This window comes from Pseudomonas sp. NIBRBAC000502773, assembly GCF_006517195.1.
GTDB lineage: Bacteria > Pseudomonadota > Gammaproteobacteria > Pseudomonadales > Pseudomonadaceae > Aquipseudomonas > Aquipseudomonas marginalis.
This window is the reverse complement of the sequence record NZ_CP041189.1, coordinates 5,773,868-5,794,576: the sequence shown is the minus strand read 5'-3', so window position 1 is coordinate 5,794,576 and position 20,709 is coordinate 5,773,868. Positions and strand designations below refer to the sequence as shown.

Annotated in this window: 17 protein-coding genes; 12 read left to right on the top strand and 5 right to left on the bottom strand. The window is 62.7% G+C overall.

Annotated elements, in window-relative coordinates; all coding sequences use genetic code 11:
• The first annotated feature begins 3 nt into the window (after window positions 1–3).
• On the top strand, window positions 4–570 hold the full coding sequence (locus NIBR502773_RS26865; RefSeq protein WP_065947956.1) for a sarcosine oxidase subunit gamma: 567 nt from the start codon (window positions 4–6) through the stop codon (window positions 568–570).
• On the opposite strand, the gene NIBR502773_RS26860 is transcribed toward NIBR502773_RS26865, so the two are convergent.
• The gene (locus NIBR502773_RS26860) at window positions 558–1,964 is read right to left on the bottom strand and encodes a cytosine permease (RefSeq protein WP_141157375.1); all 1,407 of its coding nucleotides are present in this window, start codon (window positions 1,962–1,964) and stop codon (window positions 558–560) included. The two genes, NIBR502773_RS26865 and NIBR502773_RS26860, sit on opposite strands and share 13 nt — an antisense overlap.
• A gap of 322 nt (window positions 1,965–2,286) precedes the next feature.
• Here NIBR502773_RS26860 and NIBR502773_RS26855 point away from each other — a divergent pair, with 322 nt between their 5' ends.
• Window positions 2,287–2,772, top strand: a complete 486-nt coding sequence (locus tag NIBR502773_RS26855; protein ID WP_092359108.1) for a flavin reductase family protein — start codon at window positions 2,287–2,289, stop codon at window positions 2,770–2,772.
• 194 nt (window positions 2,773–2,966) lie between these two features.
• Entirely contained in the window at window positions 2,967–4,010 is a 1,044-nt protein-coding gene (locus tag NIBR502773_RS26850; protein WP_092488280.1) for an LLM class flavin-dependent oxidoreductase, read from the top strand.
• A gap of 28 nt (window positions 4,011–4,038) precedes the next feature.
• On the opposite strand, the gene NIBR502773_RS26845 is transcribed toward NIBR502773_RS26850, so the two are convergent.
• Both NIBR502773_RS26845 and NIBR502773_RS26840 read right to left on the bottom strand, forming a co-directional pair.
• A complete protein-coding gene (locus NIBR502773_RS26845; RefSeq protein WP_141157374.1) occupies window positions 4,039–5,259 on the bottom strand; it encodes an MFS transporter in 1,221 nt (406 codons plus the stop codon).
• The gene (locus NIBR502773_RS26840; RefSeq protein WP_141157373.1) at window positions 5,256–5,930 is read right to left on the bottom strand and encodes an RraA family protein; all 675 of its coding nucleotides are present in this window, start codon (window positions 5,928–5,930) and stop codon (window positions 5,256–5,258) included. Before NIBR502773_RS26840 ends, NIBR502773_RS26845 begins: the two co-directional genes overlap by 4 nt.
• A gap of 313 nt (window positions 5,931–6,243) precedes the next feature.
• Between NIBR502773_RS26840 and NIBR502773_RS26835 the strand changes: the two genes are divergently transcribed.
• The 5 genes from NIBR502773_RS26835 (at window position 6,244) to NIBR502773_RS26815 (ending at window position 13,412) form a co-directional block, all read left to right on the top strand.
• Window positions 6,244–7,221, top strand: coding sequence for a hydroxyacid dehydrogenase (locus NIBR502773_RS26835; protein WP_141157372.1), 978 nt, complete (start codon window positions 6,244–6,246; stop codon window positions 7,219–7,221).
• 82 nt (window positions 7,222–7,303) lie between these two features.
• Window positions 7,304–8,629, top strand: coding sequence for an MFS transporter (locus NIBR502773_RS26830; RefSeq protein WP_027603564.1), 1,326 nt, complete (start codon window positions 7,304–7,306; stop codon window positions 8,627–8,629).
• A 98-nt stretch (window positions 8,630–8,727) separates the two neighbouring features.
• Window positions 8,728–9,474: an IclR family transcriptional regulator gene (locus NIBR502773_RS26825; RefSeq protein WP_027603563.1), complete on the top strand. Its 747-nt coding sequence runs from the start codon at window positions 8,728–8,730 to the stop codon at window positions 9,472–9,474.
• 209 nt (window positions 9,475–9,683) lie between these two features.
• Complete coding sequence (locus tag NIBR502773_RS26820) at window positions 9,684–12,092, top strand: glucose/quinate/shikimate family membrane-bound PQQ-dependent dehydrogenase (RefSeq protein WP_141157371.1); 2,409 nt, start codon at window positions 9,684–9,686, stop codon at window positions 12,090–12,092.
• A 54-nt stretch (window positions 12,093–12,146) separates the two neighbouring features.
• Window positions 12,147–13,412 (top strand): carbohydrate porin, encoded by a 1,266-nt coding sequence (locus tag NIBR502773_RS26815; protein ID WP_141157370.1) that lies wholly within the window; start codon window positions 12,147–12,149, stop codon window positions 13,410–13,412.
• A gap of 74 nt (window positions 13,413–13,486) precedes the next feature.
• Here NIBR502773_RS26815 and NIBR502773_RS26810 read toward each other — a convergent pair whose 3' ends face one another.
• Window positions 13,487–14,656 carry a XylR family transcriptional regulator gene (locus tag NIBR502773_RS26810; protein WP_141157369.1) on the bottom strand — a complete coding sequence of 390 codons (1,170 nt, stop codon included), beginning with the start codon at window positions 14,654–14,656 and terminating at the stop codon, window positions 13,487–13,489.
• A 139-nt stretch (window positions 14,657–14,795) separates the two neighbouring features.
• On the opposite strand from NIBR502773_RS26810, the gene xylA reads away from it, so the two are divergent.
• The 4 genes from xylA (at window position 14,796) to NIBR502773_RS26785 (ending at window position 20,219) form a co-directional block, all read left to right on the top strand.
• Entirely contained in the window at window positions 14,796–16,112 is a 1,317-nt protein-coding gene (xylA, locus tag NIBR502773_RS26800) for a xylose isomerase (protein ID WP_092359118.1), read from the top strand.
• A 418-nt stretch (window positions 16,113–16,530) separates the two neighbouring features.
• Window positions 16,531–17,532, top strand: a complete 1,002-nt coding sequence (xylF, locus tag NIBR502773_RS26795) for a D-xylose ABC transporter substrate-binding protein (protein ID WP_141157367.1) — start codon at window positions 16,531–16,533, stop codon at window positions 17,530–17,532.
• Between the two features lie 5 nt (window positions 17,533–17,537).
• Window positions 17,538–19,082, top strand: coding sequence for a D-xylose ABC transporter ATP-binding protein (gene xylG, locus NIBR502773_RS26790; RefSeq protein ID WP_141157366.1), 1,545 nt, complete (start codon window positions 17,538–17,540; stop codon window positions 19,080–19,082).
• Window positions 19,083–20,219, top strand: coding sequence for a sugar ABC transporter permease (locus NIBR502773_RS26785; protein WP_141157365.1), 1,137 nt, complete (start codon window positions 19,083–19,085; stop codon window positions 20,217–20,219).
• A 5-nt stretch (window positions 20,220–20,224) separates the two neighbouring features.
• Here the strand turns inward: NIBR502773_RS26785 and soxR are convergent, their stop codons facing one another.
• Window positions 20,225–20,677 (bottom strand): redox-sensitive transcriptional activator SoxR, encoded by a 453-nt coding sequence (gene soxR, locus NIBR502773_RS26780; RefSeq protein WP_141157364.1) that lies wholly within the window; start codon window positions 20,675–20,677, stop codon window positions 20,225–20,227.
• Between the last annotated feature and the right edge of the window lie 32 nt (window positions 20,678–20,709).

Below are 20,709 nucleotides of genomic sequence, written 5' to 3'. Positions count from 1 at the left end.
GCCATGACCAGTCTGAAAGCCCACGAATTGTTCACGCCGCCCTGCCAGCTGCAGGACCAGACCGACCTGCCCCGGGTCGGCTTTCGCGGCGCACAAAGCGCCGAGTACCTCACGGCGCGCGGCTTCACGTTGCCGGGCGCGCCCAACCAAGCCAGCGCACAAGCGGACGGCAGCTGGGTGGCGCGCCTGTCGCAGAACGAATACCTGGTGCTGGGCAGTCCGCAGGATCAGGGGCAGCGCATCGCCGATGAAGAAGCGCGTTGGGAACTGGACCACCGCGCCAATTACCTGCTGCCGCGCCAGGACAGCCATGCCTGTGTGCGGCTCAGCGGGGGCGTGATTGCGCGGGTGATGGCGAAGCTGTGCGGGGTTGACTTGAGCGACCCGGCGTTCAAGCCCGGGATGGTGGCGCAGACGTCAGTGGCGCGGGTCAATGCGATTGTCATCCACACAGGGAGCGTGGAGCTGCCGGCGTTTCATATCCTCTGGGATCGCGCCTCGAAGGAATACTTCGAGGGCGCGTTGCGGGATGCGTTGGAGGAGTTCGGCGGAGTGGCTCAGTCGGTGTAGCCCAACCGCGCCGCCCTGATCTTCTGGGTGTGTTGACGTGTCGCCAGGCAGTAATACAACGGGCACGTCACCACCAGTCCCACCAGCCACGACAGGTCCGCGCCTTCCACCAGGTTGGCCCACGGCCCCACATACAGCGACGTATTGGCAAACGGCAGTTGCACGATGATGCCGATGAAGTACGCCACGATCGCATGCAGGTTGAAACGCCCATACACCCCGCCATCCGCCCGGAAGATCGAGGCAATGTCATAGACCCCGCGCTTGATGATGTAGAAGTCGATCAGGTTGATCGACGCCCACGGCACCAGCACCAGCAACAGCGCGAGGATCAGGCCGATAAATTGCGAGATGAAGTCCGCCGAGGCGCCCAACGCGACCACGCAGCAACCGGCCAGGACCACGCCCGACAGCAGCACGCGCACCTTGATGCTCGGGGTCCAGTGGCTGGCGAAGGTCTGCACCGAGGTGATGATCGACAGCACCGCGCCGTACAGATTCAGGGCGTTGTGGCTGATGATATTGAGCAGGAACAGCACCATCAGGATCGGCCCCAGCCAGCCGGTGGCTTGCTTGACCGCGACCATGGCCTCGGTGCCTTCGGGCGTGGCCAGTGCGGCTACCAGGCCAAAGGCGAAGGACAGGATGGTGCCGAGGGTGGCGCCCAGGTAGGTCGCAATGAACGGCCGGGTGATGCCGATATCCGCCGGCAGGTAGCGAGAGTAGTCGCTGGTGTAGGGCGAAAAACTGATCTGCCAGATCACCCCCAGCGACACGGTGGCCAACCAGCCAGCGGCGTTGAAGCCGCCACGGGTCAGGAAATCTGCCGGCAAGTCATGGGCGAAGATGTAGATAAAACCGGCCAGCAACGCGCTGCCCATCACCCAGGTGCCGATGCGGTTGAGGCTATGGATAAAGCGGTAGCCGATCACGCCGATGGCAGTGGCGCTGAGGGCGCCGATCAGGATGCTCGCCGGCACCGGCACCGACGGCACGATGCCGACGATGGACTTGCCAGCCAGGACGATATTGGAGATGAAAAAGCCGATGTAGATCAGTGCGGCGAAGAACACGATCAGCAGCGCGCCGTAACGGCCGAACTGGCCACGGCTCTGCACCATCTGCGGGATGCCCATGCGCGGGCCCTGGGCCGATGCGAGGGCAATCACGATGCCGCCGAGCAGATGCCCGAGGGCAATCGCCAGCAGCCCCCACGCCAGATTGAGATGGAACACCTGGGCCACCATGGCACCGGTGACGATCGGCAGCGGTGCGATGTTGGTGCTGAACCATAAGGTGAACAGGTCGCGGGCCTTTCCATGGCGCTCTGCGAGGGGGACGTAATCGACCGTGTGATGCTCGATCAGGGGGTCTTGCCGGGACATCTGGGGCATGGAAATGAACTCGCGTTTGTCTGATCTTATAGTTGTTTGACGCCAAACCGGGGGAGCTTTCTGGCCGCCCCTCAGATGAACACCATATTATGGTATTCCAACATTTTCACAAGACTGATCCGTCGTTTCAGCGCCCATCTGATCCGCAAGTGTGCCACAGCGTAACCTGCTGTTTCCTGCCATGGTGCCCGTATTTATTGGCTATAAGCCCCAGCCTTGACGTTCATCGGGCAACTGAAAAAGCGGTTGCATGGATTGTATTACGGTATACCATCAGACCTACAAACTCATAAGAACCGCTTTACCCGCAGAGGACCGTCCCATGATCGATGCCGCTATCTACAAACAAGTGATGGGTTCGTTTCCGTCCGGGGTCACCGTGATCACCACGCTGGATGACGACGGGCAAATCGTCGGGCTGACCGCCAGTGCCTTCAGCTCGTTGTCCATGGACCCGGCCCTGGTGCTGTTCTGCCCCAACTACAGCTCCGACTCGTACCCGGTGTTGATCAAGAACAAACGCTTTGCCATTCATGTGCTTTCCGGGGGGCAGCAAACCGAAGCCTATGCCTTTGCGCGCAAGGGCAAAGACAAGGCCCAGGGCATCGAGTGGACCCTCAGTGAGCTGGGCAACCCGATCCTGGCGAATGCCACGGCGGTGATCGAGTGCGAGTTGTGGCGCGAATACGAAGGCGGCGATCACGCGATCATGGTCGGTGCAGTGAAGAACCTGATCGTGCCCCGGCAGAACGCCGGGCCACTGGTGTACTGCCACGGCAAGATGGGCGCCCTGCCGCTGCCGGCCTGAGCCCCTCCCACAGTTTGATTGCGGGTGTCAGCCCGGTAACCGGTTGAGAGAAAAATTTTGCGGACATTCCGTATTATGGTATACCAACAATCAATCCGCCGAACCGCCGTCATCACTGGCAGGCTTCACATTGGCGAGAGCACTTAAGGGCCCGCAGTCGACAGGCCGATCACAATAGATCCGAGGTAAGCGTCATGAAGTTTTCCCTGTTCGTACACATGGAACGTTGGGACGAAAGTGTCAGCCACCGTCAGTTGTTCGAAGACCTGACTGAACTGACCCTGATGGCGGAGGCTGGCGGTTTCAGCACCGTATGGATTGGCGAACACCACGCCATGGAATACACCATCTCGCCAAGCCCGATGCCGCTGCTGGCTTACCTCGCGGCCAAGACCACCACCATTCGCCTGGGCGCCGGCACCATCATCGCGCCGTTCTGGCATCCGTTGCGGGTGGCGGGCGAATGCGCGTTGCTCGACGTGATCAGCAACGGGCGCATGGAAGTCGGCCTGGCCCGTGGCGCTTACCAGGTGGAGTTCGACCGCATGGCCGGCGGCATGCCCGCCTCCAGCGGCGGCCAGGCGCTGCGCGAGATGGTGCCGGTGGTGCGTGCGTTGTGGAAAGGCGACTACGCCCACGACGGCGACATCTGGAAATTCCCCACCTCCACCAGCGTGCCCAAGCCGATCCAGCAGCCTAATCCACCGATGTGGATTGCCGCCCGCGACCCGGACTCGCACAACTTCGCAGTCGCCAACGGCTGCAACGTGATGGTCACGCCGCTGATGAAAGGCGACGAGGAAGTCCTCGACCTGAAAAACAAATTCCAGGCCGCCCTCGACAACAACCCCGGCGTACCGCGCCCGCAACTGATGGTGCTGCGTCACACCCACGTGCATGCCGCCGATGATCCGGACGGCTGGAAAGTCGGGGCCAAGGCGATCTCGAAGTTCTATCGCACCTTCGATGCCTGGTTCGGTAATAAAGAGGTGCCGGTGAATGGCTTCCTGGCACCGAGCCCGGAAGAAAAATTCGCCGCCCGCCCGGAGTTCGAACTGGACAGCCTGCACAAGACCGCGATGATCGGCACCGCCGAAGAAATCATCCCGCGCATCCGCTACTACCAGGAACTGGGCGTGGATGAGTTCAGCTTCTGGTGCGACAACAGCCTGCCCCATGCCGAGAAGAAGAAGTCGTTGGCGTTGTTTATCGAGCAGGTGGTGCCGGCGTTTCGTTGAGAGGCACGCGGCGCAGGCGTGGTTGCTGTCAACCACGCCTGCGGCTGATGTACCCACTGACACCCTGATAAACCCCCAGCAACAGCCCCGCCAGCAGCAATGTCCATTGCACGCTCAGCGCCGCCGCCAGCAGGCCGGCCAACAATCCGCCGATGGCTTCAAAGCCGAAACGCATGGCGATATAGAACGCAATCACCCGGCCGCGCAACGCTTCCGGCGCCGCGCTTTGCAGGGTCATATTGCTGCTGACATTGCTCACCGTGATGCCGAAGCCCAGCCCGGCAAGCGCCGCCAGGGTGAACCACAGCGGCGGGTTGGCCGCCACCGCGCACAGCGACACCGCACAGACCAGCGTGCCGAGCACGATAATGTGGCCCAGGTTCGAAACACTGCCGGCAAACGCCAGGAAGATCGTGGCCACAAACGCACCGGCACCGGCTGCGCCCCACAGCCAGCCGAGGGTTTGCGCATCGCCGCTGAACGCATGCTTGGCCAGGATCGGCAGCAGTACGGTGTAGCAGGACGCCAACAGGTTGACCATCACCACGCTGACCAGCAGCCGTCGAATCGCCAGGGTGGTCCACAGGTAGCGCAGACCTTCGCGGAAAATCTCCCCGGTAGACCCTTTGGCCCTCGCCTGCGCTCGGCTTTGCACCCTGCCCAGGCCGATCAGCAACATACCGAACGCGATGGAGGTGAGCACAAAGCAACCGGCCTCGCCGCTCCAGTTGATCAGCAAGCCGGCCAACGGCGGGCCGATAAAGCGTGCGGCATTGATCAGCATCGCGTTGAGCACAAGGGCGTTGGGCAGGTCTTTGGGCTCGTCGACAAAGCTCGCGATCAAGGCTTGGCGCAGCGGCGTTTCCAGGGCGTTGAGCAGACCCAGCAGAAGCGCCATGGCGATGATCACTTCACGGCCCATCCACTGCTGCCAGGTCAGCACGGCCAGGGCCAACGATTGCAGGGCCAGGGCGGCCTGCACCGCCATCAACAGGCGGCGCTTGTCATGGCGGTCGGACCAGGCGCCCGCCAGCGGTCCCACCAGCAGCTGAGGCAACAGCGTCAGAAACGCAATCGCCCCCAGCAACACGGCCGAGCCCGTCAAGTGATAGGCGAGCCAGGACAGCGCGACCTGTTGCACCCACTTGCCCAGGGTGGAAAGGCCCTGGCCGACAAAGTAGATCTGGAAATTTCGATAGCGCAGCGCGCGCGCAGGCGCCGGCCAGCGGGAGGGGGAAGCAGGATTCAAATAAACTCGCAGCCCTTTTGTGTGAGCGATTTCAGGACCCAGGTGCGGTCGTTCTCGCCCAGCGCGATCTGTTCAAGCTGCTTCTGTTCAGCGGCATGCTTGGCGTAGGCGCGATCATACACCTCGCCGACCTGGTCGAAGGGCACGCAGAGCAAGCCATCTTCGTCACCGATCACCAGATCGCCCGGTTCGATCACCATGCCCGCCAATGCAATCGGTACGTTCACCTCGCCCGGGCCGTCCTTGTACGGGCCGCGATGGGTGATGCCGGCGGCAAACACCGGGAAATCACCGGCACCGATACTCGCAGCATCGCGAATGGCGCCATTGATCACAATGCCGACCACGCCTTTCTTGATCGCGTACGCCACCATCAATTCGCCGATCAGTGCGTTGCTCAGGTCGCCGCCGGCGTCGACCACAATCACGTCGCCAGGCTGGGCGATATCCAGGGCGTAATGCAGCATCAGGTTGTCCCCAGGCCGCGCTTTGACGGTCAGCGCCGGCCCCACCAGCACGCCCTGGTGGTGCATCGGTTGCAGGGCGGCGCCACCGGCGGTCATGCGGTTCATCGAATCGCTGATATTGGCGACGGGCATTGTCCGGTAACGCTCGACCCACTCGGCAGCGACTTTACGTTGCTGCTTGAGCACTCTGAATCCGATGGACATGGGGCATTCCTCTTGTGGTTTTTATTAAGCGTGAAAATTCATAAAATGAAATGGCATTTCGAAATTAACACTGCAATTTAAAACTGACAAGACTCACCCACAGCGGCTTCGGCACATGAAAAACGGTTTAAGGCTGAACAAAACCCTTAATTCTTTGAATAACACGGGGTTGCACGCATGCACTCAACCGTTTCGCGCAAATCAACAAAAATTATTTATTGCAACGCCATTTCATTATGCTAGGTTTCGAGCACTGTTGAGCGACATCACGAACCGCCAACTGCACACAGATAAGAAAACCAAGGTGCGCCAAATGACCCGAACTCTCCTGCTGACCGGCCCGCAATTAACTGCCGAAGCCATGGCCCACGCCGCCGCCCATGGCGTGCGCGTAATCCCTACCACCCCGTATGCCCCGGCCGACGAACTCACCGCGATCATTGCCCGCGAACAGCCGGACGCAATCATCGTGCGCCAGGGCAAACTGACCCGGGACATGATCAATGCATCGCCCGCGCTGAAGATCATCGCCAAGCACGGCGTGGGCTACGACACCATCGACATCGCGGCCGCCGCTGAACGCGGCATCCCCGTCACCATCGCCCTGGGCGCCAATGCGCAATCGGTGGCTGAGCATGCCCTGGCGCTGATGTTCAGCGTCGCGCGCCAGACTGCCCTGCTCGATGCGCGCATGCGTGACGGCCATTGGGACAAAGCGACCGCCGTGGGCATCGAACTGTCCGGCAAGACCCTGGGCCTGGTGGGCCTGGGCGCTATCGGGCGAATCCTGATGGAACTGGTAACGCCGCTGCGCATGACCATCAAGGTATTTGATCCCTACTTGAGCAACCTGCCCGACCTGCCGAATGTCGAGCGCGCCGAGGACTTCGATGTCTTGCTGGCGAGCTGCGATATCATCAGCCTGCATTGCCCGCTGACCGAGCAGAACCGCAACCTTTTCGGCGCGGCGCAGTTCAAGCGCATGCGCCCAGGCAGCCTGTTGATCAACACCGCACGCGGCGAACTGATCGATACCGAAGCGCTGGTGCAGGCGCTGAGCACCGGCCAGATCGCCGGCGCCGGCCTCGACACCTTCAACCCCGAACCGCCACCCACCGACTCAGCGCTGTGGGGCCTGCCGACCCTGGTCGCCACCCCCCACGTAGGCGCCAACACTGCCGAGGCGCGCGATCGCGTGGGCCTGCTGGCCGTGCAACAGATCATCGACTTCTGGGACGGCAGCGCACCGGAGCCGCGCGCGGTGGTCAACCGCCACCTGTTCGCACACTGATTGAACGCCCATCGCCCGACCGTCACCCAAGGAAGGTCGAGCTCATTACGCTTCTCCAAAAAAAACAAAATGGGAGAGAGTCATGCCTATCAGTTCTACCGACATCAGCGCGATCGAGCGCTCAACCATGCGCAAGGTGGCGTGGCGACTCCTGCCGTTCCTGATCCTTTGCTACCTGCTGGCAATCATTGATCGCGGCAATATCGGCATGGCATCCCTGCAGATGAACCAGGACCTGGGCCTTACACCGGCGATCTTCGGCTTTGCCAGCAGCCTGTTCTTCGTGTCGTATTTCCTGGTGGAAGTGCCAAGCAACCTGGCGCTGCAACGTTTCGGCGCACGGGTGTGGATTGCGCGGATCATGATCACCTGGGGACTGATTTCCGCCGGCACCGCGTTTGTGACCGGAGCCAATTCGCTGTACGTGATGCGCTTTTTGCTGGGTGCGGCCGAAGCCGGCTTCTTCCCGGGCGTGCTGCTGTACCTCACCTACTGGCTGCCAGCGGCATACCGTGGACGCATGGTCGCTATCTTCATGGTCGCCATTCCCGGCGCCAACTTCATTGGTTCGCCGCTGTCCGGCCTGTTGCTGAGCCTGGACGGCTGGTTCGGCATGCGCGGCTGGCACTGGCTGTTCATCATCGAGGGCATCCCCGCCGTACTGCTGGGCATCGCCTGCCTGTTCGTACTCACCGACCGCCCCGAACAGGCCAAGTGGCTGAGCAACGAGCAACGCAGCTGGCTCACCGGCCGCCTGGACGAAGAGCGCAGCCGCAAGACCGCCATCGGGCATATCTCGCTGTGGAAACTGCTGCGCCACAAGCACATTTGGGTACTGGCACTGATCTACTCCGGGGCGTCGGCGGCTGGCAGCACCATGAGCGTGTGGGCGCCGCAATTGCTCAAGACGTTTGACCTGAACAACCTGGAAATCGGCCTGGTCAATGCCATTCCCTACGGACTGGCTTCGGTGCTGATGATTCTGTGGGGACGCAGCTCCGACAAGAGCGGTGAACGCCGCTGGCACACCGCGATGACCTTGCTGCTGATCACCGCCGGTTTGCTGCTCGCACTGGTCACCTCCTCGCTGGTGGCGACGGTGTTCATGCTGTCCATGGTGTTGATCGGGGCGTACTCAATGAAGGGGCCGTTCTGGGCGCTGGTTTCGACCTGGCTCTCGTCCTCCACTGCCGCCGCCGGTCTGGCCGCCGTGGGCGCGATGGCCAATCTGATTGGTGGCGGCATCATGGTGAATGTGTACGGCACCATTCACCACGCCACCGGCAGTTACGCCCTGGCCCTGTTGCCGCTGGCGGCGCTGTGTGCCGCCGGTGCCGTGATGGTGCTGCTGATGGGGCGCAGGCAGATGCGGGATTTGAGCGGCACAGGCGAACTGATCGCCCGGTAACGCGCTGAAATCGCTGTACGCTCAATCGCTTGGCATTGCTCCCTGCGGGCAATGCCAGTATTTTGCAGCGTACCCGCCCCCCCTTCAAGGAGCCCCCCATGGTAAAAACACGCCCACGCCCCGCCGTCACCGGAGTTGCTTCGGCTGATCGGGTGCTGACCGTGCTCACCGCCTTCAAGATGGGGGACACGGCCCTGGAACTGGCCGAGCTGGCCGCGCGCACCGGGCTGATCAAGAGCACCATCATGCGCCTGATGGTGTCACTGGAAGACCACGGCCTGATCACTCGCCTGGCGGACGGTCGCTACCAGCTGGCGACCGAGATCATGCGCTTGAACACGGTGTACCAGGACGGCCTCGACCTTGAGCGCCATATCACCCCGCTGCTGCATCGCCTGACCCAGGAAACCGGCGAAACAGCTTCATTCTATGTGCGCCACGGCGCCTACCGAATGTGCCTCTACCGGGTCAACTCCCCGCATCACCTGCGCTTGCACCTGCAACCGGGCGACACCCGCCCCATGGACGGTGCAGCCGGTGCCGAAGCGTTACGCACGCCGTATTCGCTGGCGGCGAAGATGATCAAGCCGTTGTTTTCCCATGGCGCCACCGACCCCCACGCCGCGTCGATGGCATTGCCGATCTTCGGCCCAGGGGAAAACCTGATCGGTGCCCTGGTGCTGTCCGGCCCGGCCAGTCGCCTGACCGCCGAGCAGGCGCAGACATTGCACCCCCTGTTCCAACAGGCCGCCGTCGAGTTGACGCGCAGCCTGGGGGGCGACGCACTGGAGGACGGGGAAACTGCGCAGAAAAAACCTCGCGGCAAAAAACCAGCCGAGGCGTAAAACCAAACCCACCCCGTATGTGGCAACCCGCTTACGCGCTGCCACATATTGCCCAAGGCGTGCCTACACTTCAGCGACACGCGCGACATTTAGCCCCAGCCCATCATCGCAGCACCTGTAATAGTCTATTGCAGGACTCTAATGTACTAACCAGTTAATTATCTTGCTAAAATCGCGTCTTTGCCCTCTCTCACTCGAGTCCTTTCGACATGAAACGAGCATCGCGCGCCACTGGCGTCTCTAGATTCCTCCTCCTGGGCCTGGGCGTAATCATCGCCCTGCTCGGCCTCGCGCTGGCCGTTGGCGGCGCCAAATTGGTGAGCCTTGGCGGTTCCTGGTACTTCCTGGTCGGCGGCGTGGCCATGGCGGTTTCCGGCCTGCTCATTGCCCGGCAAAAAACCGCAGGTGCATGGCTGTTCGCGGCTTTCCTGATCGGCACGGCCATCTGGGCGGTGGCGGATGTGGGCCTGGTGTTCTGGCCGCTGTTCTCGCGGCTGTTCATGTTCGCGGCCATCGGCCTGGTGGTGGCGCTGGTGTATCCGCTGCTGGCCGGCCGGCCCGCGCGCGGTGCCTATGGCGTTGCCGCCGTGCTGGCGGTGGGCGTGGCGGTGGCGGCGGGCAATATGTTTGTCGCCCATCCCAGCGTCGCGCCGACCGGTGCAGGCCCAGGCATCACGCCCGTGGCCGCGGCCGACGCGCAGAAGGACTGGGCCCACTACGGCAACACCGAAGGGGGCAGCCGCTTCGCCGCGCTGGACCAGATCAACCGCGACACTGTCGACAAGCTCAAGGTGGCCTGGACGTATCACACCGGTGACGTGGCCCTCAGCGACGGCAACGGCGCCGAAGACCAGCTCACGCCCCTGCAGATCGGCAACAAGGTGTTTATCTGCACGCCCCACAACAACCTGATCGCCCTCGACGCCGACACCGGCAAAGAGCTGTGGAAGAACGAAGTCAACGCCAAGTCGGCGGTGTGGCAGCGTTGCCGGGGCATGGCGTATTTCGACGCCACCGCGCCGATTGCCCAGCCGACCCAGCCCAACAGCTCGCCGATCATCGCCGCCAGCGTTCCCGCCGGTGCGCAGTGCCAGCGCCGCTTGCTGACCAACACCATCGATGCGCGCCTGATCGCCGTGGATGCCGACACCGGCAAATTCTGCGAAGACTTCGGCACCCACGGCCAGGTGGACCTGAAAGCCGGCCTGGGCAATGTGCCGGACAGCTACTACCAGCTGTCTTCCGCGCCGTTGATCGCCGGGACTACCGTGGTGGTGGGCGGCCGCGTCGCGGATAACGTCCAAACCGACATGCCCGGCGGTGTGATCCGTGGCTTCGATGTGATCAGCGGGCAAATGCGCTGGGCCTTCGACCCGGGCAACCCTGAAGACAAACAAGCACCAGCCGCCGGCAGCACCTATGTGCGCAGCACGCCCAACAGCTGGGCACCGATGTCCTACGACCCGTTGATGAACACGGTCTTCCTGCCGATGGGCAGCTCGTCCACCGATATCTACGGCGTGGAACGCACCCCGCTCAACCATAAATACGGCGCGTCCGTGCTGGCGCTGGATGCCTCGACCGGGGCTGAAAAGTGGGTGTACCAGACCGTCCACAACGACCTGTGGGACTTCGACCTGCCGATGCAACCGAGCCTGATCGACTTCACCCCACCGGGCAGCGACAAGGCGGTACCGGCGGTGGTGATCGGCACCAAGGCCGGGCAGATCTATGTACTCGACCGCGCCACCGGCACGCCGCTGACCGAGGTCAAGGAAGTACCGGTCAAGGCCGCCAACATTCCGAACGAGCCTTATTCGCCGACCCAGCCCAAGTCCGTGGGCATGCCGCAGATCGGCGCGCAAACCCTGAGCGAGTCGGACATGTGGGGCGCTACCCCGTACGACCAGTTGCTGTGCCGCATCGACTTCAAGGGCATGCGCTACGACGGCCTCTACACCGCGCCGGGCACGGATAAATCCCTGAGCTTCCCGGGTTCCCTGGGCGGCATGAACTGGGGCAGTATTTCCACCGACCCGGTGCATGGCTTTATCTTCGTCAACGACATGCGCCTGGGCCTGTGGATCCAGATGCAGCCCTCGCAGAACAAGGCCCAGGCCGCTTCCGGTGGCGAAGCGCTGAACACCGGCATGGGCGCGGTCCCGCTCAAGGGCACGCCGTATGCGGTGAACAAAAACCGCTTCCTGTCGGTGGCCGGCATCCCGTGCCAGGCGCCGCCGTTCGGCACCCTCACCGCCATCGACATGAAGACCCAGAAAGTCGCGTGGCAAGTGCCGGTGGGCACCGTTGAAGACACCGGCCCCCTGGGCATCCGCATGCACCTGCCGATCAAGATCGGCCTGCCGACCCTCGGCGGCACGCTGTCGACCCAGGGCGGCCTGATCTTTATCGCCGGCACCCAGGACTTCTACCTGCGCGCTTTCAACAGCGGCAACGGCGATGAAATCTGGAAGGCCCGCCTGCCCGTCGGCAGCCAGGGTGGCCCGATGACCTACGTGTCGCCGAAAACCGGCAAGCAGTACATCGTCGTCACCGCCGGCGGTGCGCGCCAGTCAACCGACCGTGGCGACTACGTGATCGCCTACGCCCTGCCATAACCCCCTCCTGGCGCGGTGCCCCTGCACCGCGCCTTCTGCTTTGGAAGACTCCGCATGACCCCCTCTTCTCATCTTTCCCTTGGGCGTCTGTTGCTCGGCCTGGCCCTGGGTGCCGCCCTGCCCGCTCAAGCCGACGACACCACCCTGACCGGCGACTGGGGCGGCCTGCGCCGCGAGCTCGACGAGCAAGGCATCCGCTTTACCGGCGACTACAGCGGCGAGACCGCCTATAACGCCCACGGCGGCCAGCACCGTTCGGCGCGCTACTCGCAAAACCTCAAGCTGGGCGTGCAGTTCGACCTGGGCAAACTCTACGGTTTCAACAATGGCGACCGCATCCAACTGACCCTCAACGACCGCCGCGGCAACAGCGCCTCCGAAGACCTGGTGGGCAACCGCCTGCCGATCCAGGAAAACTACGGCGGCCTCTACACCCGTCTCACCGAGCTGAGCTACGAGCGCACGTTGTTCACCCCGGCGCTGAACCTCAAGCTTGGCTATATGGCCATGGGCAATGACCTCGGCGGACTGGACAGCGGCATCCTGTGCACCTTCATGAACGCCGGGTTCTGCGGGCATCCGCTGAACATGTCCGGCGGCAGCGGCTGGACCAACTACCCGAACGCACGCCTGGGCGCCCGGGTGAAATACGACTTGTCACCTGCCTGGCAACTGCGCGTGGCCGCCTTCAATGTCGACCCCGACAGCAATGGCGATTCCAGCCGCGCCTGGAAGCTGAGCCCCAAGCACACCACCGGCACCGTGGTGCCGATCGAGTTGGTGTACAAACACGCAGGCCCCCTGCCGGGTGAATACAAACTGGGCTATTACTACGACAGCTCCGACGTCAAGCGCATCGGCAGTGATGACAAGGTCAGCGGTCGCGGCGGCCACTACCTGCTGATCGACCAGGCCGTATGGGCTTCCGACGCATCCGCCGGTCGCAGCCTGCATGCCTTCGGCCAATACTCCGCTGCCAGCGAAGCGGCCTCGCCGTTCAGCAAGTGGTACGGCGCAGGCGTGGTGTTGTACAAACCCTTCGAAGGCCGGCCGCGCGACACCCTGTCCCTGGGATACGGCCGCGCCGTGCCCAACCCGCGCAGCCGTGACGTGCAGGAACTGGCCGCCTTCAACGCCGGCTCGACCTACCCCAACCTCGACAACGCCGAACAACTGGTCGAGCTCAGTTACGGCTACCAGGCCACGCCGTGGCTGAACCTGCGCCCGGATGTGCAATACATCATCGAGCCGGGGGCGTTTTCGGGGGATAACATCGACAATGCGCTGGTGCTGGGATTGCAGGTTAAGGCAACGTTCTGACTCGCCCGCGCGCAAACTCCAGGCCAGCAACAAAACCCAGCTGCCGTCAAAGCCTCCTTGCTGGGGTAACTCTTTTAGCCCTGCTGATACTCGCGGGGCGTACAACCAAACTCGCGGCGAAACACCGTATGCAGGTACTGCGCCGACTTGAACCCGCACTTGGCGGCAATATCGGCAATTGCCAGTTCGTGGCTTTCCAGGCCCTTGGCGGCGGCGGCGAGTTTGAAGCGCAGGATCTCGTCATGCACGCTGCAGCCGCGCACCTTGCGAAAGTGCGCTTCCAGGGATGAACGCGACACGCCGACATAGGCCGCCACCTGCGCGGTCTTGATGCCCTGGCAGGCGTACTGGCGGATAAACAGCAGCGCCTGCATCACGTACGGATTACCCAAGGGTTGATGCAGGCTGGAAGCCTGAACGTTGATGGCATCCGGCGGCACCAGGACCTGCGTGCCCACGCACGGTTTGCCGTGCAGCATCTGGTGCAGCAAGGCGGCGGCCGTGCGCCCCATGGTTTCCGTGCCCTGGATCACCGAACTCAGCGGCACCCGCGTGAGGGTGCGGGTCAGGGGGTCGTTGTCGATGCCGATCAACGCCACTTGTTCCGGCACGGCGATGCCCGCAGTCAGGCAGGCTTGCAGCAGTTGTCGGGCACGGGCATCGGTGACGGCGATGATGCCGATGGGCTTGGGCAGGCTGTGCAGCCAGGCAATCTGCTGTTCCACCGCGCTGTCCCACAACGGCGCGCTGGTGCCCAGGCCGCGATACACCTCGACGTGCAGACCATCCCGTTGCAGCAGGCGGCGAAAGGCTTTTTCACGCTCCTGGGCCCAGCGATTGGCCTGGGCCTCGGGCAGGCTGAAGCAGGCAAATCGGGTCAGGCCGGCTTCGATCAAGTGTTCGTAAGCCAACTTCATCAATGCGTGGTTATCGGTCGCCACATAGGGAATGCCCTTGGGATAGGCGCGCGCGTCTTCATAGGAGCCACCCACCGCCACCACCGGCAACGTGCTGTCGGCCAACGCTTCGCCGATCAGCGGGTCGTCGAAGTCGGCAATGATGCCGTCGCCCTGCCAGCGCTCGATGCCTTTGAGCCGGCATAGAAAGTCCTCTTCCAGGAACAAGTCCCAAGACGCGCGGGTGCTGCTCAAGTAATTGCCAATACCGGCGATGATGCCGCGGTCATAGATTTTGCTGCCGTTGAAAAGCAAGGCGATACGGTGCACGGGCGGTAGGGTTTTCATTGTTTTTGTCCTCGGGCCTGTGGCAACAGCCTAGCCCTCGCCGGTCAAAATCGCACCACCCCTTGGTGATTTTCATAATCAGCGGGCCCGGTGCCGTTGCTAGTATCCAGACACCGCCAAGAACAATAAGGAAAACGCCATGCCGTACTTCCCCGGTGTCGACAAGGTTCGCTTCGAAGGTCCCAGCAGCGATGCCCCCCTCGCCTTTCGCCATTACGACGCCAACAAGCTGATCCTCGGCAAACCGATGCGCGAGCACCTGCGCATGGCCGCGTGTTACTGGCACACCTTCGTGTGGCCCGGCGCCGATATGTTCGGCATGGGCACCTTCAAGCGCCCGTGGCAGCGCAGCGGCGAGCCGATGGACGTGGCCATCGGCAAGGCAGAGGCGGCATTCGAGTTTTTCTCCAAGCTGGGCATCGACTACTACAGTTTTCACGACACCGATGTGGCGCCGGAAGGCAGTTCGCTCAAGGAGTACCGCAACCACTTTGCGCAGATGGTCGACCATCTGGAGCGCCATCAGGAACAGACCGGCATCAAGTTGCTGTGGGGCACCGCCAACTGCTTCAGCAACCCGCGTTTTGCCGCCGGTGCCGCCAGTAACCCGGACCCGGAGGTGTTTGCCTACGCCGCTGCCCAGGTGTTCAGCGCGATGAACGCCACGCTGCGACTCAAGGGCGCCAATTACGTGCTGTGGGGCGGCCGTGAAGGTTATGAAACCCTGCTCAACACCGACCTCAAGCGCGAGCGCGAACAGCTCGGGCGTTTTATGCGCATGGTGGTAGAGCACAAGCACAAGATCGGCTTCAAGGGCGACCTGCTGATCGAACCCAAGCCCCAGGAGCCGACCAAGCACCAGTACGATTACGACAGCGCCACGGTGTTCGGCTTTTTGCATGAGTACGGCCTGGAGCATGAGATCAAGGTGAATATCGAGGCCAACCACGCCACCCTGGCCGGGCACAGTTTCCATCACGAGATCGCCACCGCCGTGTCCCTGGGCATCTTCGGCAGCATCGACGCCAACCGGGGCGACCCGCAGAACGGCTGGGACACCGACCAATTCCCCAACAGCGTCGAGGAGATGACCCTCGCCACCTATGAAATCCTCAAGGCCGGTGGCTTCAAGAATGGCGGCTACAATTTCGACTCCAAGGTACGCCGCCAGAGCCTGGACGAGGTCGACCTGTTCCACGGCCATGTCGCCGCCATGGATGTACTCGCCCTGGCGCTGGAACGCGCGGCGGCCATGGTGCAGAACGACCGGCTGCAGCAGTTCAAGGACCAGCGCTATGCCGGCTGGCAGCAGCCGCTGGGCCAGGCCGTGCTGGCGGGTGAGTTCAGCCTGGAGTCCCTGGCCGAACATGCGTTTACCCACCAACTGAACCCGCAGGCCGTGAGTGGTCGGCAGGAGATGCTGGAGGGAGTGGTCAACCGGTTTATTTATCGGTGACAGCGTGGTGAGCGGACTTGTTGTGATGAGCGGGGTTGGTGTGGTGAGAGGCTTATTGTGGTGAGGGGGGTTGTTGTGGTGAGCGGGCTTGCCCCGCGCTGGGGCGCGAAGCGGCCCCATTGCAGGCGATGTGTTTTTAGCTGACACACCGAGGTGCCTGGGTTTGGGGCTGCTTCGCAGCCCAGCGCGGGGCAAGCCCGCTCACCACAACAAGCCTGCTCACCACACCAAACCCATTCACCACAATAAGCCCGCTCACCACACTAAACCCATTCACCAAGACAAGCCCATTCACCACAAAAGTCCTGTTCACCACAAAAGCCCGGCTTGCCACAACACGCCGGTTAGCCACACCTACAGTGTTCGCCTAGAGTCTTCACCCAGTGTCTTTCCAACAACAATAAAAGGACGCACCACCATGAAGTCATTCAAACGTACCCTGCTCGCCACCGCCCTGGCCCTGCTCGCCCTGCCGGTGATGGCCGATTCCGCCCACCCGAAAATCGGTTTTTCCATCGACGACCTGCGCCTGGAACGCTGGTCCCGTGACCGTGACTACTTCGTCGCCGCCGCAGAAAAACTCGATGCCAAGGTCTTTGTGCAGTCCGCCGATGCCAACGAGCAGAAGCAGATTTCGCAGATCGAAAACCTGATCTCCCGGGGTGTCGATGTGATCGTGATCGTGCCGTTCAACGCCACTGTGCTGACCAACGCGGTCGCCGAAGCCAAGAAGGCCGGGATCAAGGTGGTGTCCTATGATCGCCTGATTCTCAACGCGGACATCGATGCCTACATCTCCTTCGATAACGAAAAAGTCGGTGAGATGCAGGCCAACGGCGTGCTGCAAGCGGCGCCCAAGGGCAACTATTTCCTGCTCGGCGGCGCGCCCACCGACAACAACGCCAAGGTACTGCGCGAAGGCCAGATGAAGGTGCTGCAACCGGCCATCGACAAGGGCGACATCAAGATTGTCGGCCAGCAGTGGGTCAAGGAATGGAACCCCACCGAAGCCCTGAGCATCGTCGAGAACGCCCTGACCCGCAACAGCAACAAGATCGACGCCATCGTCGCCTCCAACGACGCCACCGCCGGCGGTGCGATCCAGGCCCTGGCCGCGCAGAAACTGGCAGGCAAGGTGCCGATCTCCGGCCAGGACGCCGACCTCGCCGCCGTCAAGCGCGTGATCGACGGTACCCAGACCATGACCGTGTACAAGCCACTCAAGCTGATCGCCACCGAAGCCGCCAAGCTCTCGGTGCAACTGGCGCGTAACGAGAAGCCCACCTACAGCTCGCAGTACGACAATGGCAGCAAGAAAGTCGACACCATCCTGCTCACCCCGACCCCGCTGACCAAGGCCAATATCGACCTGTTGGAGAAGGACGGGTTCTATACCAAAGAGCAGATCGGCGGGCAGTGATCGCCATGGCCGACTACCTGCTGCAAATGAACGGCATCGTCAAAACCTTTGGCGGTGTCCACGCGCTGAACGGCATCGACATCAAGGTGCGGCCAGGGGAATGCGTCGGCCTGTGCGGCGAGAACGGCGCCGGTAAATCCACCCTGATGAAGGTGCTGTCGGCGGTCTACCCCCATGGCACCTGGGAGGGGGAAATCCTCTGGGACGGGCAACCGCTCAGGGCCCAGTCCATCAGCGAAACCGAGGCCGCCGGCATCGTCATCATTCACCAGGAACTGACCCTGGTGCCTGACCTGTCGGTGGCCGAGAACATCTTCATGGGCCACGAGCTGACGTTGCCCGGCGGGCGTATGAACTACCCGGCGATGCTGCACCGCGCCGAAGCGTTGATGCGCGAGCTCAAGGTGCCGGACATGAACGTGGCGCTGCCGGTGTCGCAGTACGGCGGCGGCTACCAGCAACTGGTGGAAATCGCCAAGGCCCTGAACAAACAGGCGCGCCTGCTGATTCTCGACGAGCCCTCCTCGGCCCTGACCCGCTCGGAAATCGAAGTGCTGCTGGACATCATCCGCGGCCTCAAGGCCAAAGGCGTGGCCTGCGTGTACATCTCCCATAAGCTCGATGAAGTGGCGGCCGTGTGCGACACCATCACGGTGATTCGCGATGGCAAGCACATCGCGACCACGGCCATGGCCGACATGGACATCCCGCAGATCATCACGCAGATGGTCGGCCGCGAAATGAGTAACCTCTACCCCACCGAGCCCCATGCCATCGGCGAGGTGATTTTCGAAGTGCGCAATGTCACCTGCTATGACGTCGACAACCCCAGGCGCAAGCGCGTCGACGATATTTCCTTCGTGCTCAAGCGCGGCGAAATCCTCGGCATAGCCGGGCTGGTGGGCGCCGGGCGCACGGAGCTGGTGTCGGCGTTGTTCGGCGCCTACCCCGGCCGCTACAGCGCCGAGGTGTGGCTCGACGGCCAGGTGATCGACACGCGCACGCCGCTCAAATCGATCCGCGCCGGACTGTGCATGGTGCCCGAGGACCGCAAGCGCCAGGGCATCATCCCTGACCTGGGCGTGGGCCAGAACATCACCCTGGCGGTGCTCGACACCTATGCCCACCTGACCCGCATCGACGCCGAGGCCGAACTGGGCAGCATCGACCAGCAGATCGCGCGCATGCACCTCAAGACCGCCAGCCCGTTCCTGCCGATCACCAGCCTGTCCGGCGGCAACCAGCAAAAGGCCGTGCTGGCGAAAATGCTGATGGCCAAGCCCAAGGTGCTGATCCTCGACGAGCCCACGCGCGGGGTGGATGTGGGCGCCAAGTATGAGATCTACAAACTGATGGGCGCGCTGGCGGCCGAAGGCGTGTCGATCATCATGGTTTCCTCGGAGCTGGCCGAAGTGCTCGGCGTGTCCAACCGCGTGCTGGTGATCGGCGACGGCCAGTTGCGTGGCGACTTCATCAACGAGGGGCTCACCCAGGAACAGGTGCTCGCCGCCGCGCTCAGCCAAAACAATAACAATCGGAAAACCGCGTAGATGAATCAGGTCAAACAGCTGTTCACTCGCTACAAAATGCTCGCCCTGGTGATCGCCGTGGCGTTTATCTGGCTGTTTTTCAGCTGGCAGACCGAGGGCGGCTTCCTCACCCCGCGCAACCTGTCCAACCTGCTGCGGCAGATGTCGATCACCGGCATCCTGGCGTGCGGCATGGTGCTGGTGATCATCAGCGGCGAGATCGATTTGTCGGTGGGTTCGTTGCTGGGACTGTTGGGCGGGCTCGCGGCGATCCTGGATGTGGTCTATCACATTCCGCTGCTGGCCAACCTCAGCCTGGTGGCGTTGTGCGGCTTGATGATCGGTTTGGCCAACGGCTACATGACCGCTTACCTGCGCATTCCGTCGTTTATCGTTGGCCTCGGCGGCATGCTCGCGTTTCGCGGGATTCTGCTGGGGATCACCGGCGGCACCACCATCGCGCCGGTGTCGCCGTCGCTGGTGTATGTGGGCCAGGGGTATTTGCCGCATTCGGTGGGGGTTGGCCTTGGGGTCTTGCTGTTTGCCCTGACCCTGTTTTTGACCTGGAAACAACGGCGCAACCGCGCGCTGCATGGCTTGGCGCCGCACGCCATGATGCGCGATGTGCTGCGCGTGGGGGTGATCGGCGCGGTGCTCGCCGGGTTTGTCACCACCCTCAACAGCTACGACGGCATCCCCGTACCGGTGCTGCTGTTGCTGGTGCTGCTCGGCGTGTTCAGCTACGTCACCAGCCAGACCGTGTTCGGCCGCCGCGTCTACGCGGTGGGCAGCAACATGGAAGCCACGCGGCTGTCGGGCATCAACGTGCAGGCGGTGAAACTGTGGATCTTCGGCATCATGGGCGTGATGTGTGCCCTCGCCGGTCTGGTCAATACCGCACGCTTGGCTGCCGGCTCACCGTCAGCAGGCAACATGGGTGAGCTCGACGCTATCGCGGCGTGCTTCATCGGCGGCACGTCGATGCGCGGCGGCTCGGGCACGGTGTATGGCGCGTTGCTCGGGGCATTGGTGATCACCAGCCTGGATAACGGCATGTCGATGCTGGACGTGGACAGTTACTGGCAGATGATTGTGAAGGGCAGCATCCTGGTGTTGGCGGTGTGGGTGGATGTGAGTACGCGCACGGGTCGGCGCTGACTGCCTCACTTTCCGAGCAATACGGCCCCATCCCCCAGCCGTCCCATCTGATCCCCCGGATTGCGCAACGGGCAATCATCCAGGGACAGGCATCCACAGCCGATACAGCCATCGAGTTGGTCGCGCAGTTGAGTGAGGCTGTTGATACGCTCACTCAACAGGTCGCGCCAGCGTGTGGAGAGTTGGGTCCAGTCCTTGGCCGTCAACGGCCGTCCTGAAGGCAGTTCGTCCAACGCGTCCTTGATAGTCGCCAACGGAATGCCCGCGCGCTGCGCGACCTTGATCACCGCAATCCGGCGCAGTACCTCACGCTGATAACGACGCTGATTGCCCGCGCTGCGTTGTGCGTGAATCAACCCCTTGGCTTCGTAGAAATGCACCGTGGCCACGGTCACGCCGCTGCGCCGGGCCAATTCGCCCACGCCGAGGGGGATGCGCACATCGATTTTCGCTTCCATCCGGCTCTTGACCTCATCTAAACATGAGGTTT

Bases quoted from the DNA above. Each gene is read 5' to 3' on its own strand.
- NIBR502773_RS26865 (WP_065947956.1), top strand. From the start codon at position 4: ATGACCAGTCTGAAAGCCCACGAATTGTTCACGCCGCCCTGCCAGCTG.
- NIBR502773_RS26860 (WP_141157375.1), bottom strand. From the start codon at position 1,964: ATGCCCCAGATGTCCCGGCAAGACCCCCTGATCGAGCATCACACGGTC.
- NIBR502773_RS26855 (WP_092359108.1), top strand. From the start codon at position 2,287: ATGATCGATGCCGCTATCTACAAACAAGTGATGGGTTCGTTTCCGTCC.
- NIBR502773_RS26850 (WP_092488280.1), top strand. From the start codon at position 2,967: ATGAAGTTTTCCCTGTTCGTACACATGGAACGTTGGGACGAAAGTGTC.
- NIBR502773_RS26840 (WP_141157373.1), bottom strand. From the start codon at position 5,930: ATGTCCATCGGATTCAGAGTGCTCAAGCAGCAACGTAAAGTCGCTGCC.
- NIBR502773_RS26835 (WP_141157372.1), top strand. From the start codon at position 6,244: ATGACCCGAACTCTCCTGCTGACCGGCCCGCAATTAACTGCCGAAGCC.
- NIBR502773_RS26830 (WP_027603564.1), top strand. From the start codon at position 7,304: ATGCCTATCAGTTCTACCGACATCAGCGCGATCGAGCGCTCAACCATG.
- NIBR502773_RS26825 (WP_027603563.1), top strand. From the start codon at position 8,728: ATGGTAAAAACACGCCCACGCCCCGCCGTCACCGGAGTTGCTTCGGCT.
- NIBR502773_RS26820 (WP_141157371.1), top strand. From the start codon at position 9,684: ATGAAACGAGCATCGCGCGCCACTGGCGTCTCTAGATTCCTCCTCCTG.
- NIBR502773_RS26815 (WP_141157370.1), top strand. From the start codon at position 12,147: ATGACCCCCTCTTCTCATCTTTCCCTTGGGCGTCTGTTGCTCGGCCTG.
- NIBR502773_RS26810 (WP_141157369.1), bottom strand. From the start codon at position 14,656: ATGAAAACCCTACCGCCCGTGCACCGTATCGCCTTGCTTTTCAACGGC.
- xylA (WP_092359118.1), top strand. From the start codon at position 14,796: ATGCCGTACTTCCCCGGTGTCGACAAGGTTCGCTTCGAAGGTCCCAGC.
- xylF (WP_141157367.1), top strand. From the start codon at position 16,531: ATGAAGTCATTCAAACGTACCCTGCTCGCCACCGCCCTGGCCCTGCTC.
- xylG (WP_141157366.1), top strand. From the start codon at position 17,538: ATGGCCGACTACCTGCTGCAAATGAACGGCATCGTCAAAACCTTTGGC.
- NIBR502773_RS26785 (WP_141157365.1), top strand. From the start codon at position 19,083: ATGAATCAGGTCAAACAGCTGTTCACTCGCTACAAAATGCTCGCCCTG.
- soxR (WP_141157364.1), bottom strand. From the start codon at position 20,677: ATGGAAGCGAAAATCGATGTGCGCATCCCCCTCGGCGTGGGCGAATTG.